We start from the raw sequence: 12,887 nt of genomic DNA, 5'->3' as shown, positions 1-12,887 counted from the left end.
ATCGGTGAACGCCGGACTTCTGGTCGTGGTTAATGCGGCCACGCTTCGCTCATGGTGCAGGAGCGCCGCACATGTTCAAGGAACCGCTGGCCGACCCGCCGGCCGCCTCACGCCTGAGCCGGTCTTCAAGTCGCTCGCACCCGACTGTGCGCACCACGCAAGCGGCAGGCGGTGAGCGCCGGCCAAGCAAGCTAGGCTGATGTGCCTGACCGCTCGCGAAGTTCATCAGATTAGTGGCCGTTCTGACGGCACCTGGCTGGCGGTGAATGGCGCAACTTGGAGGTGGCACGAGAAGGTTGCGCGACGTCTATTAAGAGCGGATGTCGGCAGGATGGATCTCGATAGTCTTTTGTACCAGTATTTTGGCACGGACGATCTCTCTCAAGCGTCGTCGGCCGCGAAGGAAGCTGGTATTGATCGCATGCAGGTGGACCTTGGGCTGGAGACGGATCCGGCCAAGCGGTTTGCTCTCTGGTCGTTGCTTTACATGTTGGGGCAGGCTCCAGATCTCGACGTCACCTTCAAGGATGAAGCCGAGCGGGATGCCGCCAGGAACCTGATGGATCTCATAGCCAGCACCGAGGCGCGCTGACCCGAGCGCCTCTTCATCATGCCTTCGACGTGGACCCGGTCGATTATCGCGTCTTGCTGACGTCGGGATTTTCTTACGCAATTTCGGTCATGTCTTTCCCAAAGATCACTTTGGCTGCAGCGCTTCGAGCAGAAGTTTGCTGACGCGACGCCAAGCGCTGGTCCCCGGGGTGACCAGGTCGAAGTGACCCGTTTCCGGAAGGTTGAGCTGCTCGATTGAGCTGCGACGCTCGTGGTGCGCATTTACATAGTCCGTCGCCTGAGAGGCCGGCACAACTTGGTCCATGCCGCCACTCACCAGCACGACCCGCGTGTCGGGAAGGGGCATGTGAGCAGGGGAGATCCGGGCCAGTGTGGTGGCGCTCGCCCGACCGGTACTGGTACCGGTCAAGGCTTCAAGCACGCCGGGGCCGCAGAGGCTGGGAATGGTCGGGGCGAAGCTGTGCAGGTCCGTGATCCCGGCAAGGCTGATGACCAGAACGGGTTTGACCCTCACCGGATGTTCAATCGCGTCTCCGCCTCGGCTCGTCGCTCGTGAGGCGGCCCACAACGCCAGGTGCCCGCCGGCGGAGTGACCGACGAAGGCCACGCGTCGAAGGTCTAGTTGGTACCTTGGCGCCTCGTCCTCGAGAAGGTCGATGGCTCGCGCAACATCATCGAAGGTTCCCGGGAAGCCACCCCCGTACTCGTCGGCACGACGATAGCCGATGCTCCATGCGGCGATGCCCTGCGCTGCCAGTTCAGCGCCAAGGTGTCGCAATTGCTGGCGCCCGGCCGTCGTCTTAGACCAGCAGCCGCCATGGATCAGCACGACCACGGGGTAAGGACCCGCGCCGTTCGGCAGGAATATGTCGACCTTCTGGGGCTCGTTCCGGCCAAAGGAGAGTTCCGCCGTCGGGGTGGGTCTCGGCAGAGCCTTGAATGCTGCCAGGCTGATCGGGTGGGTTGCAGGCGGCGAGGCGGGTGCCGAAGCTGCCATCATGGCCGCCGCCACGGAAACTCTCGTCAGCATCGTCATCCTCGTCGCCGGTTTGCGGCGCTCGTCTCATGAATTGCAGGCGTTGAATCCGAAGACACGGGCACATAGCCGACGATCGCTCAATGTGAGGCGGACGGCGACTTAGCTCCGCAAAGCGCCATAAGAGGTTAGAACCGGCGTCTGCAAGCGGCAGTCGGCTAGTCTTTTGGGGCTAGCCGAACGCGCGTCAGCGCACTTGTCCCATCTCTTTGCCACCTTCAGACAGCGTATCTCGGAGCCAGTCGCCAACGAGTGTCAGGAGGCGAGGCGATCCGAGATACGGGCCCAGGTTCGACGCCCCGTCTGGTGTGCCTGTGACCTCGCCTTCCTGAAACGAGTGGCCGAGACCATCGAGCATCACGATCCGAGCGCGGCGATTGCTCGCCAAAGCAGCCCGTGCCGCCGGTGCGTCATCCAGCGCCATCGGATCCATGGTCCCGTAGACCGCCAGAACGGGTATGTGCAGGGTCTTGAGATCGGAGGCCGAGTGGAACTTGTTCGCGTTCCAGGCCTCCGGAACGTCGATCATCGCGAGCGCTTGTTCCGCCTGCGGGCGCGGGAAACCCGCTGCCTCGAACCGGGCGACAGCGTTCGCACGAAGGCGGGCGATCGTTTCCGCATCTCTGCTGTCAACGCGAGCCTGAAGCAACGTCACGGCCGCATCCGCCGCCGGGCCGACCAAGGTGTCGCTGCCGCCGACGATCATCTTCATCATCTGCCTGTAAATCCCCTTGCGGACGTAAGGCAGCCCGTCGCCGACATTGCCCGCCAGCGTCACCACGGCCACGATGTGGGGATCGGCAGCCGCGGCCGCGGGCGCGATCACTCCGCCCCCGCTGTGGCCGACCAACGCAATGCGGCTGCCGACGATCTCCGGGCGACGGCGCATGGCCGCGACGGCAGCGGCGGCGTCCGCGGTCAGCCGCTCGGGATCCTCCTCATAAGTGCCCGTCGACTGACCGACCCCGCGCTTGTCATATTCCAGGGCAGCTATGCCGTCGGCGGTCAATCGTTTGATGATCTCGGAGTAGCCGCCGCGCCCATAGCGTCCCTGCCCCTTGATCAGTACGGCCAGCGGATAGGGACCCTTGCCGTGCCCTCCCGGCAGGTACAGCGTTCCCGCCAGGACGACACCCGGCTCGGATGAAATGCGAACCTCGGTGGCAATCGCCCCGGGCACGGCCTGGCCAGCGCCGCTCGATGCGGGCTCATTGACCTTCGCCCGCTGCCGCGCGGCCGCTGAGCGAGCCGGCACCGCGCCATCAACAGCGTGGCTGCCGGCGGCAGAGATCGGCCGGGAAGCGGCGGATGTCGGCGCGGTGGGGGGCGCGGCCGGCGGAACCGGCGCGATACTCAGCAGCCAAGCGAGGACAGTGACGCTCATGACTTGAACTCCAGCACCGGGCAGGTCGGCGACCCGCCTCATGTGCTTAGAACAATATATGTAGACTTAAGAGTCAAGCCATTGCACGCGGGTGCGCCGCAGCTGCCAGTCGGCGGTGTTCAGACGGCGGGAGAGGAGGGCGCTCAGGCGCCGAGCCCGGGGAGCCGGTCGTGCCAACGCGCGAGCAGGACGATGCCGGTCAGCTCTGCGGCGAGCAGGGTTGCCTGCTGGACGATGCCCGGATCGCCGAGCAGCAGCACGCCGGTGAAGATCGACAGCGTCGCGGCGATCGAAAGAATGAGCGCGGTGAGCTTGGTGACGCTTGCCCAGTCGCACTCGACCAATGCCCATGCGAGGCGCAGCTGGAGAAGGCCGAGTGCCAGCCGGGAGGCGATCATCGCCGGGACGGCGGCGTTGCACGCTGGGCCGAAATAGAGTTGCTGGGCGCTTCCCGGGAGCAACGCCGCGAAGATGCGGACGTCCCCGATCGGGAGGAACGGGAAGCGGGTCACGCAGGCGAACTCATACACGGCGGCGGGGATGAGGAAGCCGAGCGCCCAAAGATGATTGAGGATAGTGAAGCGGCCCGGTTCTTGCTGCGGCAGCTCGCGCCACGCGGCGAGCAGGCAACCGGCGGCGAAGGCGAGGGCACGGCCGTCCGCCCGAGCAAAGGAGAATTCGATCTCCATGGCGGCGGACCAGTCGGCGCGGCTGGGTCCGAGCGAGCGTCTCGCCAGAACCAGCAGGGCGCCGGCGAGATCGATCATGTGGTGGCTCCCTTGCCGAACGGCGTCGACGGCTGGGCTCCGGTGAGATCGAGCGCGAACGCGGCCCCCGCGGCGGTCAGCCGGTAGGCGTGGCGCGCGGGCCGGCCGGGCTTGTCCGGAGCCTGCCACTTTGCCTCAACAAGTCCCTGCTCGGTCATCCGCATCAGCATGGGATAGAGCGTTCCGGAGAGGAGGCCGGTCTCCTTCATCAGGTCATAGCCGTGGCGCCACTGCCGCCCGTTGGCGGTCAGCCCCTCGAGCACGAGCAGCATCTGGCGGGAGGGGCGGCGGGTTCGGCCCATGAGGTCCTTTTCAACCTATGTAGAGTTGACGGTCAAGGCCGGCTGGGAAGCGATCGGTCCGCTTTCGGGTTGATAGCGCGCATTGCAGACGCTCGTTCATGTGGAGCCGGCAAACGCCTAGCGTCGCTGGCGAGCATTCAAGCGGCCTAGCATTCGGCTGATCTGCGGCCGAGTTTCGACTAGGACAAAGCCTCTATCTTGACGCACCGGGAGATGGCTGTCCCGCTTCCTGTCAGTCACACGTTGTAAACACGCCCATACGAGATTTTGCATCGGAAGTGAGGCCGGCCGACAGCTTCGACGCGCCAAGCACAGTTTGTCCGTGGCTCAAGCCGAACGACAAGGTGGCTGAGGAGACTTCGATGAGGTGACCCGGCAAGAACCGAACTTACAGAACTTTGTTGCTGCGAAACTTCAGGCGAGTTCTTGTCTTGATGGGACAAATACATAGCCGGCGCTGCGCACGGTCTTGATCGCTGCAGGGTGCTTTGGGTCAACTTCAACTTTCTGGCGGATTCGCGCGATACGGGTATCGACCGAGCGATCGAAGACGTCAGCTTCCTTGCGATGAGCAAGCTCGAGCAGCTGGTCCCGGCTCATGACGCGGTCGGGGCGCTCAACGAACGTCCGCAGGAGGTCGAACTCGCCGGCGGTGAGTGGGACTTCCCGGCCGTCGAGCGCGAAAAGCTTGCGGCTGTCGATGTTCAGCCGGCAACGGCCAACTTGAACTTCACTGCCAAGCGTGGCCGGCGAGCCTTCCCCGCGATGTCCCGAACTGCGTCGAAGCACCGTTCGCACCCGCGCGAGCAGTTCGCGGGGATCAAAGGGTTTGGTGACGTAATCGTCGGCCCCGACCTCCAGGCCAACGACTTTGTCGACACGGTCGCTGTTGGCCGTCAACATGATGATGCCGATCGGTCCGAGCCGCCGCAGGTCTCGCGCGATCGACAGCCCATCTTCACCTGGCATGTTGATGTCGAGGATCGCAAGGTCGACGGGTCGCTCCGCCATCAGCGCGCGCAATGCGCCGCCACCATCAACCGCCGTAACCGCAAAGCCGTGCCGCGTCAGGTAGCTCTGCACCACCGCACGCAGGTCGGGCTCGTCGTCCACCACTGCTATGTGCACCGTCATGAAGCCAACGATGCACGTCCGTAACAATTGACGCAACAGGGTCTTGATTTGACGAACTGAACGATCGCGCGTCCAGCGGGCGTGCTGTCCGGGCCTATTTGGTTGGCATGCTGGCTATTCGGGCGAGGAGATCATTCACCGTCTCACGGGTAAATGGCTTTTCGAGCGCAGGCCGGCCACTTTCTTCGAGGAACCGGACGGCCGCCGGACCAAGGGTGTCGCCGGTGACGAAGGCAATCCGCTCGGCGAGATACGGCCGCTCCGCGAGGAGCCAGCGATAGAGTGCCGGACCGTCGAAGTCCGGCATTCGCAAGTCAAAGAAAATCAGATCGTAATCGAAGGCGCGCAGCCGTTCCTGGCCCGCGAGGCCGCCGACCGCGACGTCGGCTTTCAGACCTTGGCGGCGGAGCAGGCGGGCCATGGTTTCGGCCAGTTCGGGCTCGTCATCGACGATGAGGACATGACGCGGCTGGACCGGGATCGCGCTGTCAACCCCCGGTCGGGTGGCACTGCAGGTCAGGGCCACCGGAAGCTCAAGCCGGAATAAAGCGCCGGCTTCCGACGGCAGCAGCGCGAGCGAGCCCCCGTGCGCTTCGGCGATGCCCTGGCTGAAGCTCAGCCCGATACCGGTACCCGTCCCCTGTGGCTTGGTCGTGAAGAAAGGATCGAAAATGCGCCGGGCGATGGAGTCAGGGACCCCGGGCCCATTGTCGCTGATCTTTAGCGCAACCTTGTCTGCACCGGTCGCCTCGACTCGCAAGGCGAGCCCGACGGGAGGAGTTGGTTCTGCAAGGCCTGCTGTGCATTCACGATCAGGTTCAGCAGGATCTGGGTGACCTGGTCCGGATCGACGAATACGGGCGGCAGGTCTTCAGCGGCCGTGAAGGCGACCTCCACCCCGTTCGAGCGCAAGCCATAGTCAGCCAGTTCGAGCGTTGCCTTCACCAGCTTTGCGAGGTCCTTCGAGCGCCGTTCGGGCGCCTTCTGCCGCGCCATTGCAAGAAACGTCTGGACGATTCGGCTGCAGCGTTCCGCGGCTCGCTGGATGCGCGTGGCGGACTCGGCGTACTCGGTGCCCTCCGCCTCTTCCTGCAGCAGCACCGCTTCCCCGACCACGATCGCGAGCGGATTGTTGAGCTCGTGGCTGACGCCGGCAAGCAGCGAGCCGAGCGCATTCATTTTCTCGGACTGCATCAGGGCTTCGCGGCTGCGCTGCAGCTCCGCTTCGGCCTCGCGCTGCGCCGAGGTGTCGAGAATGACCCCGCCGATGTGGCTGAGTTCGCCATGCTCGTCGAAGACGGGAAAGCGGATGGTCAATGCGCTGTAGAGATTGTCGGGAGTCTGGAACTCGCTCTCGCGGACGTGCGGGCGACGCGTCCGGATGATCTCGGCATCCACCTCCTGGCTCTCCGCTGACGTGCTCCCCTGAAACTCTGCCAGTTTGAGCTAGAGTCCGCCTTCGTGAGGAGACGGACGTGAAGAAGACCAGGTTCAGCGAGGAGCAGATCATCGCGGTGCTGCGCGAGCAGGAGGGCGGGATGAAGACCGCCGATGTGTGTCGCAAGCACGGGATCAGCAGCGCGACGCTGTACGCGTGGAAGGCGAAGTACGGCGGCATGGACGTGTCGCAGGCGCGCAAGCTGAAGGTGCTCGAGGAGGAGAACGGCCGGCTCAAACGGCTGCTGGCTGACGCCATGCTCGACAATGCCGTGCTGAAGGAAGTCGCGGCAAAAAACTGGTGAGGCCTGCCGCTCAGCGGAAGGCTGTCGAGCATGCTCGGCAGCTGTTCGGCATCAGCGAGCGTCGGGCGTGTACCATCTTCGGCGTAGATCGAACGTCGGTGCGCTACGCGCCCCGGCATAGTGATGATGGCGACCTGCGGTCGCGGCTGCGTGAGATCGCGGCGGAACGTCGGCGCTTCGGCTACCGGCGACTGGGGATCATGCTGGCCCGCGAGGGGCTGGTCATGAACCACAAGAAGCTGCTGCGGCTGTACCGCGAGGAGAACCTGCGGGTCAGGCGCCGTCGCGGACGGAAGCGAGCGATGGGCACCCGAGCACCCATGACGCTGCCACAGGGACCGAACCAGCGCTGGAGCCTCGACTTCGTTAGCGACACGCTGATCAGCGGCCGGCGCATCCGTATCCTGGCGGTAGTCGACGACTTCACGCGGGAATGCCTGGCGCTGGTGGTCGACACCTCGCTGTCAGGCGCACGCGTCGCTCGAGAGCTCGACGCCATCATCGCTGCCAGGGGCGTACCGCCGCTGATGATCGTCAGCGACAATGGCACCGAGCTGACCAGTCTGGCGGTCCTGAGATGGACGCAGGAACGACCGGTCGAGTGGCACTACATTGCACCCGGCAAGCCGCAGCAGAACGGCTACGTCGAGAGCTTCAACGGCCGACTGCATGACGAATGCCTCAACGAGACGCTGTTCGTGTCGCTCGGCCATGCCCGCTCGGTACTGCGGCTCTGGCGCGACGACTACAACCATGTGCGGCCGCATAGCGGTGTTGGCGGGCTGACGCCCGCCGATGCTGCCAAGCGGGTTGTGCAACACCGCCCCGAGGGGCACCATACCAACCCCGGACTCCAGTTATGACTGGTAGAGCTTTGGGGAGCACGTCAGACGCTCGGTAGCCAGCAGAAGGCGCAGTCGGTCGCTATTGCGGGCATGCAGGACACGCTTGATGCCCACACGGCGGCGATCGGGACGCTGCAGGGCCAGGTTTCGGCCCTGTTCGACCTCGCCAATCACAACCGCAGGGAAGTGCGCGAAGCCAATGCCGGTGTCGCGCTGGCGCTGGCGATGGACACGCCCACGCTGATGCCGGGCGAGACGGTCGCCGTCTCGGGTGGCTTCGGCGTGTGGAACGGCAAGACTGCGGGCTCGGCCAGTGTCAGCTACCGTGTCGGCAGCAATGCCGCCCTCTCCGCCGGTGTGGGCATCGCATCAACCGGCAAGGTCGGTGCTCGCGCTGGAATTCGCATGGGCTGGTAAAGGCGTCGTCGAAAAAAGTGGGAGGTCTGCCGTCCGGCCGAGCGCGCTGGATGGCAGACCTCCGTTGATGGCCATCGCCCATGCGACGAACTTTATATTTAACGGTCACTCGCCTGGGCCGCAAAGCAAACCACTACGGAAGAGACCTTTTGCGGACTATGCCCGATGCTGAAGAAGGGCGTGGTCGGGGATGTCGCCATTCGGAAGCCTAATTGCGGCTGCTGATCGACCGAGTGGCTGTCAACGACAATGAGACCGTGATCACCGGTTCGAAGGCGCTTCGGAAGCCGGGATCGGCGCCATGGCAGCTTGCGCACAGCGGTGCTCATCTCTGATCGGCAATGGCGCACCCAAGAGGATTCGAACCTCTGGCCTTTGCCTTCGGAGGGCAACGCTCTATCCAGCTGAGCTATGGGTGCGTGCATCCCGCTTAGCGGGGGCGGGGCGGGGGTTCAAGCCGGAGAAGCGAGGAAGTCGGCGAGACGCGGGCGGACCTCGGCGAGGCCGCGGCGACCGATCACCAGTCCGACATGACCGGTCTTCACGCCGATTTGAGGGCCGGGTGGCGCCGCCGCGGCTGGTGCGATCCGATCGTCAAGGGCAGTAAAGTGCAGCGCCGGCACTGGAAGCTGGGCGTGAATGGTTTGTCCGCCCACCTGCCAGCGGCCGCGGCCGGTCGCATCGCGGGCGAAAAGGTCGTGCACGAGTTGCTTCGCGGCGGGGAGGGGGAGAGGCTCGCCCGCGTTTGCCCAGCGTTCGAGGCGAACAAAGCGGTCGGCGGCAAGGCTGCCACGCTCGGCTTGCGCAAAGCCGGCGAACTTCGCGACCACCCGGGCGGGATCCAGGCCCCAGAACCCGGTTTGCAGAACTTCCATGGGCAGGCGGCGGAGCTGCTCGGCCATTGCTCCGGCAGCCTCGACCAGGCTCTCCAGCCCGCGTCGAACCGGTTCCGGGTAGGCGGAGAAGTTCCACGGTGCGGCGAGGGTGGCGGTGCAGCGGACGCTTGTCAGCTGCGCCGCGGCGAGCGCCATGGTGCCGCCGAGGCAATAACCGAGCAGCGCGGGTGGCTGATCGAAGGTCCTGAGCAGGGGAACAAGGCGCTGCTCGACGTGCGCCGCGACGTCGAGCCCAAGACGCGGCTCGGCGGGGCCCCAGTCGAGCAGGAACACGCGATGCCCGCGCGCCGCCAGATCGGCGGCGAGCGACACGTCCGGGTCAAGGTCGAGCACGTCGGGCGGGTTGATCAGCGACGGCACCAGCACGAGCGGAGGTCCAGCGCCGCCGACGTCGCGAAGGGCGGAGCCGGCCAGGTCGCGGGCAATCGGGCGCCGGGGTGGCTCCGGTGGATCGGGAGCGGTCTGGTAGCGGCGCAGTCCCTCGAGCGCGCGCGCGGCCAATGCGGGATCGTGGCGCGCGGCCTCCTGTACCATGGCGAGAAATAGCGGCAGCGGGCGCGGCGCGCGCCTGTGTTGCGGTGCACACTCCTCTGCTATACCTCTGCGCGTCACTCGAGGAGCGTAGAGCATGGCCAAGTCGGGCGCCAAGGTGACCATCAAGAAATATGCGAACCGGCGTCTCTACGACACCGGCAGTTCGACCTATGTCACGCTCGACCGGCTGGCGGAGATGATCCGGGACGGGCGCGACTTCGAGGTGGTCGACGCCAAAACCGGCGAGGACATCACCCATCAGGTGCTGACCCAGATCATCGTCGAGGAGGAAGCTCGCGGAAGCACCCTGCTTCCCGTCAATTTCCTGCGCCAGCTAATCTCCCTTTATGGTGGATCGATGCAGCAGATGGTGCCGCAATATCTCGAAAAGGCCATGGAAGGATTCCAGTCCAACCAGGCCGCGTTTCGCGACGCTTTCGGCCAAAACATCTTCTCCGAGATCGCCAAACGCAACATGGAGATGCTGCAACAGGCGGGCCGGGCCTTCGCACCGTCTGCCGCAGCAGCGAAGACCGACACGCCTGGCGGGAGTAGCAGCGAGGTCGAGCAGCTGAAGGCGGAGCTCGAGGCGCTCAAGGCAAAGGTCGACAAGCTCACCCGTTGATGATTCCGCTACTGCTGACGATCGCCGCTCAGGCGGTCACTTCGCCCACGACGTTCGCCGCCACCGACTGGCAGTCCGCCCCGGTGGCGAGCGGAAGCTGGACCTATCGACGGCTTCCCACCGGAAGCGAGGCCGCGTTCGGTGCGCCTGCCGCGCCGATGCTGGTGGTGCGATGCGATCTTGCCAGCCGGTCGGTCAGCCTAGTGATCGGAGCCGCGCCGCCGGGCACTCCCGTGACGCTGTTGACGACCAGCCGGACGCAGGCGAGCGCCGACGGACGCTTCGCGGCGCGTGATCCGATTCTCGATGCAATGGTCTTCAGCCGGGGGCGTTTCGCAGTGGCGGCAAACGGCGGTAATTCGCTCGTCTTTCCGGCGTGGCCGGAGCCGGCGCGAAGTATCGAGGATTGCCGCATTTGAAGTGCAATTCAAGTCTTGATGTTAGCGTTAGCGCGCGACATCTTTCCCTTGGCTACAACGCAGCGAAAGGAGGTGATCCGATGTCTCATGGTTCAGCAGAGGGGTCGGTGAAGTTCGTTCGGGAGATGCTCGCCTAACCAGCTGGCCTACGGTCTCCCGGGCTGGAACACTCCGGCCGCTGACCATGTTAGAAGGGGATCGTCTGGTTGGCGGTCCCCTTTAACTTGTCCGCGCAACAGCAAATTAGCGCTTGTCTGCATGATTTCGGAACCGTAGCGGCCTCTTGTCCGTCTAGGCGAAGCAGACTGACAGGAGGGCGAATCATGGCCAAGAACCCGCGCGGCCGCTCAGGCGACGACGATAGCGAGAACAACAGCAGCAGCACCGGCAACGACACGATCGATCGTCTCGCGAAGGCAGCGATGAGCCGCGAGATGCTCGCCGCCGGGCTGACCGCCGCCGCTGCCGCGATCGCCGCCAGCCCGACCGCCCGGCGCAAGATCCGCGACGCGGGCATCGACGCCGCCGACTCGGCGAGCAGCGCCGCCTCCAACGTGCTGAGCAGCGCAACCAAGCTCGCGACTCTGATCGCGGACGCGGTGACCGATGCGGCAAAGAAGGTCGTCGCCGGCGACTTCAGCTTCGGCGACGATGATTCAGATCGATCCGGCGGACGGAAGACGTCCTCTTCGCGTTCAACCGGCACGTCCCGGTCCGGTTCGGCATCGCGGTCCACGTCGACCCCGCGCAAGTCGGCTAGCAAGTCGGGCGGCACTGCCAGCCGCTCTGCTCCGTCCGGTACCAAGACAGCGAGCAGCCGCTCGCGCCCCGCGAGCAGCAGCACCGCTGCCAGTCCGGCCCGCAAGAGCAGCAGTACCAGCCGGAACGCAACCGCAAAGACGGCCAAGACCGACAGCGGCAGCGAGACGAGCAGCCGTCCGCGGGCGGCTCGGCCCAGTGCGACAACTCCGCGCCGGGCAAGCCGTTCGTCGGGCACCGGCACGAGTGCTCGCCGGGCCCGCCGCAGCGGAAAGCCGGCCGGCGAGACCGGTGGCGGCAGCGACAACAGCCCCGACGGCGCCAACAGCTAATCTGCGAAACCCGGGGGCAGGTTCAGCGACGGTGAAGTCGTGCCTGCCCCCGGTCGTCGACCCGAACGTCCGGCTCCTCATTCTCGGGAGCCTACCCGGCGAGGCGTCGCTCCGTGCCGCCCGCTACTATGCGCACCCGAAGAACCAATTCTGGCGCCTCATCGGCAAGCTGCTCCGAGAACCGATCGCCGAGCTGGATTACGATCGGCGCCTCGAGCGGCTGCTGGAGGCCGGGATCGGCCTGTGGGACATGGTGGCGACGGCCGAGCGGCACGGCAGCCTCGACATGGCGTTGCGGGACATCGTCGCCAACCCGGTGTCGGCGCTGGCGGATCGTTTGCCGCGATTGAAGGCAGTGGGCTTCAATGGGGCGACGGCAGGCCGCCTCGGCCGAGCGGCTCTCGCCGATTCGCGGCTCACGCTGGTCGACCTGCCCTCCTCGAGCCCGGCCTACACCAGGTCGTTCGACCGCAAAGCCGAGGAGTGGGAACGGCTTAGGTCCTTCCTCGACTGAGTTCGCCAGAGGACACCAGCGCCCTCCTTCGGCCCGTTCGAGGCGGACCCCGCAGCCCGTGCAGCGGCTGACCCATGTTCGTCCGTTGTGGCGGAGCAGAGCGGTGCTGCGCCAGTGCCGACCCGAACGGCACAGCAGCGACGCGACACCCGGCAGGCGCCAGACAAGATTGTGAAAAGCCGAGCGGGCCGTGGCTCGCAGCATGACAGATCCCCCCAATCCGCCTGTTTCGGCGCCGGGCGGGCATGGCTATGTATGGCACAGCATCGAACAATGTTCAATTCGGTACGGGTTCGAACCAAATCAACGGAAATTTAACGCATGGATGAAGAGGAAAAGAGTCCGTCGCTCAGCCTCGTGGACGAGGCGTTGGTGGCCGGCAACATAGCCAACACCAATGGATTGCTGGTGATCCTGGCAAAGCTGGTCGCCAAGGGGGTATTCGATCGCGAAGATCTGAAGGCCTTCAGCGAGAGCTATTCCAAGCCGCTCGATCACGAGGGCATGCGCGAGAATGAGCTGGTTGGGCAGATGCAGGACCAGATGGAATCCACCTTGGCCGAGCTGATGCGTTACTTGTCGGAGTCGCCCGGAGGCGCGTAAGAGCG

Annotated in this window: 16 protein-coding genes and 1 tRNA gene; 7 read left to right on the top strand and 10 right to left on the bottom strand. The window is 65.2% G+C overall.

The window, feature by feature from the left end; genetic code table 11:
- Positions 1-331: 331 nt before the first annotated feature.
- The gene (locus HMF7854_RS12090; protein WP_126719322.1) at positions 332-592 is read left to right on the top strand and encodes a hypothetical protein; all 261 of its coding nucleotides are present in this window, start codon (positions 332-334) and stop codon (positions 590-592) included.
- Between the two features lie 105 nt (positions 593-697).
- Here the strand turns inward: HMF7854_RS12090 and HMF7854_RS12085 are convergent, their stop codons facing one another.
- The 7 genes from HMF7854_RS12085 to HMF7854_RS12055 form a co-directional block, all read right to left on the bottom strand.
- Positions 698-1,609 (bottom strand): alpha/beta hydrolase, encoded by a 912-nt coding sequence (locus tag HMF7854_RS12085; protein WP_221766446.1) that lies wholly within the window; start codon positions 1,607-1,609, stop codon positions 698-700.
- A gap of 187 nt (positions 1,610-1,796) precedes the next feature.
- Positions 1,797-3,035, bottom strand: coding sequence for an alpha/beta fold hydrolase (locus tag HMF7854_RS12080; protein WP_126719321.1), 1,239 nt, complete (start codon positions 3,033-3,035; stop codon positions 1,797-1,799).
- A 101-nt stretch (positions 3,036-3,136) separates the two neighbouring features.
- Complete coding sequence (locus tag HMF7854_RS12075) at positions 3,137-3,760, bottom strand: hypothetical protein (RefSeq protein ID WP_126719320.1); 624 nt, start codon at positions 3,758-3,760, stop codon at positions 3,137-3,139.
- Positions 3,757-4,062 carry a PadR family transcriptional regulator gene (locus tag HMF7854_RS12070; protein ID WP_239016966.1) on the bottom strand — a complete coding sequence of 102 codons (306 nt, stop codon included), beginning with the start codon at positions 4,060-4,062 and terminating at the stop codon, positions 3,757-3,759. Before HMF7854_RS12070 ends, HMF7854_RS12075 begins: the two co-directional genes overlap by 4 nt.
- Positions 4,063-4,476: 414 nt before the next feature.
- Entirely contained in the window at positions 4,477-5,175 is a 699-nt protein-coding gene (locus HMF7854_RS12065) for a response regulator (RefSeq protein WP_239016965.1), read from the bottom strand.
- 115 nt (positions 5,176-5,290) lie between these two features.
- Complete coding sequence (locus HMF7854_RS12060) at positions 5,291-5,956, bottom strand: response regulator (protein WP_126719318.1); 666 nt, start codon at positions 5,954-5,956, stop codon at positions 5,291-5,293.
- On the bottom strand, positions 5,917-6,594 hold the full coding sequence (locus tag HMF7854_RS12055; RefSeq protein WP_126719317.1) for a sensor histidine kinase: 678 nt from the start codon (positions 6,592-6,594) through the stop codon (positions 5,917-5,919). Before HMF7854_RS12055 ends, HMF7854_RS12060 begins: the two co-directional genes overlap by 40 nt.
- 77 nt (positions 6,595-6,671) lie before the next feature.
- On the opposite strand from HMF7854_RS12055, the gene HMF7854_RS12050 reads away from it, so the two are divergent.
- Together HMF7854_RS12050 and HMF7854_RS12045 are read left to right on the top strand one after the other, a co-directional pair.
- A protein-coding gene (locus HMF7854_RS12050; RefSeq protein ID WP_126719140.1) for an IS3 family transposase occupies positions 6,672-7,801 on the top strand; the annotation gives its coding sequence in 2 pieces (ribosomal slippage) (positions 6,672-6,924 and positions 6,924-7,801; 1,131 coding nt in all).
- Between the two features lie 72 nt (positions 7,802-7,873).
- A complete protein-coding gene (locus HMF7854_RS12045) occupies positions 7,874-8,200 on the top strand; it encodes a YadA C-terminal domain-containing protein (RefSeq protein ID WP_126719316.1) in 327 nt (108 codons plus the stop codon).
- Between the two features lie 342 nt (positions 8,201-8,542).
- On the opposite strand, the gene HMF7854_RS12040 is transcribed toward HMF7854_RS12045, so the two are convergent.
- Positions 8,543-8,619 (bottom strand) — tRNA-Arg (locus tag HMF7854_RS12040).
- Positions 8,620-8,652: 33 nt separating this feature from the next.
- Positions 8,653-9,597 (bottom strand): alpha/beta fold hydrolase, encoded by a 945-nt coding sequence (locus tag HMF7854_RS12035; protein WP_239016964.1) that lies wholly within the window; start codon positions 9,595-9,597, stop codon positions 8,653-8,655.
- Positions 9,598-9,724: 127 nt separating this feature from the next.
- Here HMF7854_RS12035 and phaR point away from each other — a divergent pair, with 127 nt between their 5' ends.
- Positions 9,725-10,255: a polyhydroxyalkanoate synthesis repressor PhaR gene (gene phaR / locus HMF7854_RS12030; RefSeq protein ID WP_126719315.1), complete on the top strand. Its 531-nt coding sequence runs from the start codon at positions 9,725-9,727 to the stop codon at positions 10,253-10,255.
- Positions 10,255-10,674: a hypothetical protein gene (locus HMF7854_RS12025; protein WP_148104704.1), complete on the top strand. Its 420-nt coding sequence runs from the start codon at positions 10,255-10,257 to the stop codon at positions 10,672-10,674. Before phaR ends, HMF7854_RS12025 begins: the two co-directional genes overlap by 1 nt.
- A 187-nt stretch (positions 10,675-10,861) precedes the next feature.
- On the opposite strand, the gene HMF7854_RS16095 is transcribed toward HMF7854_RS12025, so the two are convergent.
- Positions 10,862-11,671 (bottom strand): hypothetical protein, encoded by an 810-nt coding sequence (locus HMF7854_RS16095; protein WP_239016963.1) that lies wholly within the window; start codon positions 11,669-11,671, stop codon positions 10,862-10,864.
- Between the two features lie 125 nt (positions 11,672-11,796).
- Between HMF7854_RS16095 and HMF7854_RS16090 the strand changes: the two genes are divergently transcribed.
- Together HMF7854_RS16090 and HMF7854_RS12010 are read left to right on the top strand one after the other, a co-directional pair.
- Positions 11,797-12,279: a DNA-deoxyinosine glycosylase gene (locus tag HMF7854_RS16090; RefSeq protein ID WP_239016962.1), complete on the top strand. Its 483-nt coding sequence runs from the start codon at positions 11,797-11,799 to the stop codon at positions 12,277-12,279.
- 321 nt (positions 12,280-12,600) lie between these two features.
- Entirely contained in the window at positions 12,601-12,882 is a 282-nt protein-coding gene (locus HMF7854_RS12010; RefSeq protein WP_126719311.1) for a hypothetical protein, read from the top strand.
- Positions 12,883-12,887: the final 5 nt, after the last annotated feature.

This window comes from Sphingomonas ginkgonis, assembly GCF_003970925.1.
Classification (GTDB): domain Bacteria; phylum Pseudomonadota; class Alphaproteobacteria; order Sphingomonadales; family Sphingomonadaceae; genus Sphingomicrobium; species Sphingomicrobium ginkgonis.
The sequence above is the reverse complement of the archived record's forward strand: the minus strand, read 5'-3'. Positions and strand labels throughout refer to the sequence as shown.

What these genes read in the sequence shown, in the direction of transcription:
- HMF7854_RS12090 (WP_126719322.1), top strand. Translation starts at nt 332, where the DNA reads ATGGATCTCGATAGTCTTTTGTACCAGTATTTTGGCACGGACGATCTC.
- HMF7854_RS12085 (WP_221766446.1), bottom strand. Translation starts at nt 1,609, where the DNA reads ATGACGATGCTGACGAGAGTTTCCGTGGCGGCGGCCATGATGGCAGCT.
- HMF7854_RS12080 (WP_126719321.1), bottom strand. Translation starts at nt 3,035, where the DNA reads ATGAGGCGGGTCGCCGACCTGCCCGGTGCTGGAGTTCAAGTCATGAGC.
- HMF7854_RS12075 (WP_126719320.1), bottom strand. Translation starts at nt 3,760, where the DNA reads ATGATCGATCTCGCCGGCGCCCTGCTGGTTCTGGCGAGACGCTCGCTC.
- HMF7854_RS12070 (WP_239016966.1), bottom strand. Translation starts at nt 4,062, where the DNA reads ATGGGCCGAACCCGCCGCCCCTCCCGCCAGATGCTGCTCGTGCTCGAG.
- HMF7854_RS12045 (WP_126719316.1), top strand. Translation starts at nt 7,874, where the DNA reads ATGCAGGACACGCTTGATGCCCACACGGCGGCGATCGGGACGCTGCAG.
- phaR (WP_126719315.1), top strand. Translation starts at nt 9,725, where the DNA reads ATGGCCAAGTCGGGCGCCAAGGTGACCATCAAGAAATATGCGAACCGG.
- HMF7854_RS12025 (WP_148104704.1), top strand. Translation starts at nt 10,255, where the DNA reads ATGATTCCGCTACTGCTGACGATCGCCGCTCAGGCGGTCACTTCGCCC.
- HMF7854_RS12010 (WP_126719311.1), top strand. Translation starts at nt 12,601, where the DNA reads ATGGATGAAGAGGAAAAGAGTCCGTCGCTCAGCCTCGTGGACGAGGCG.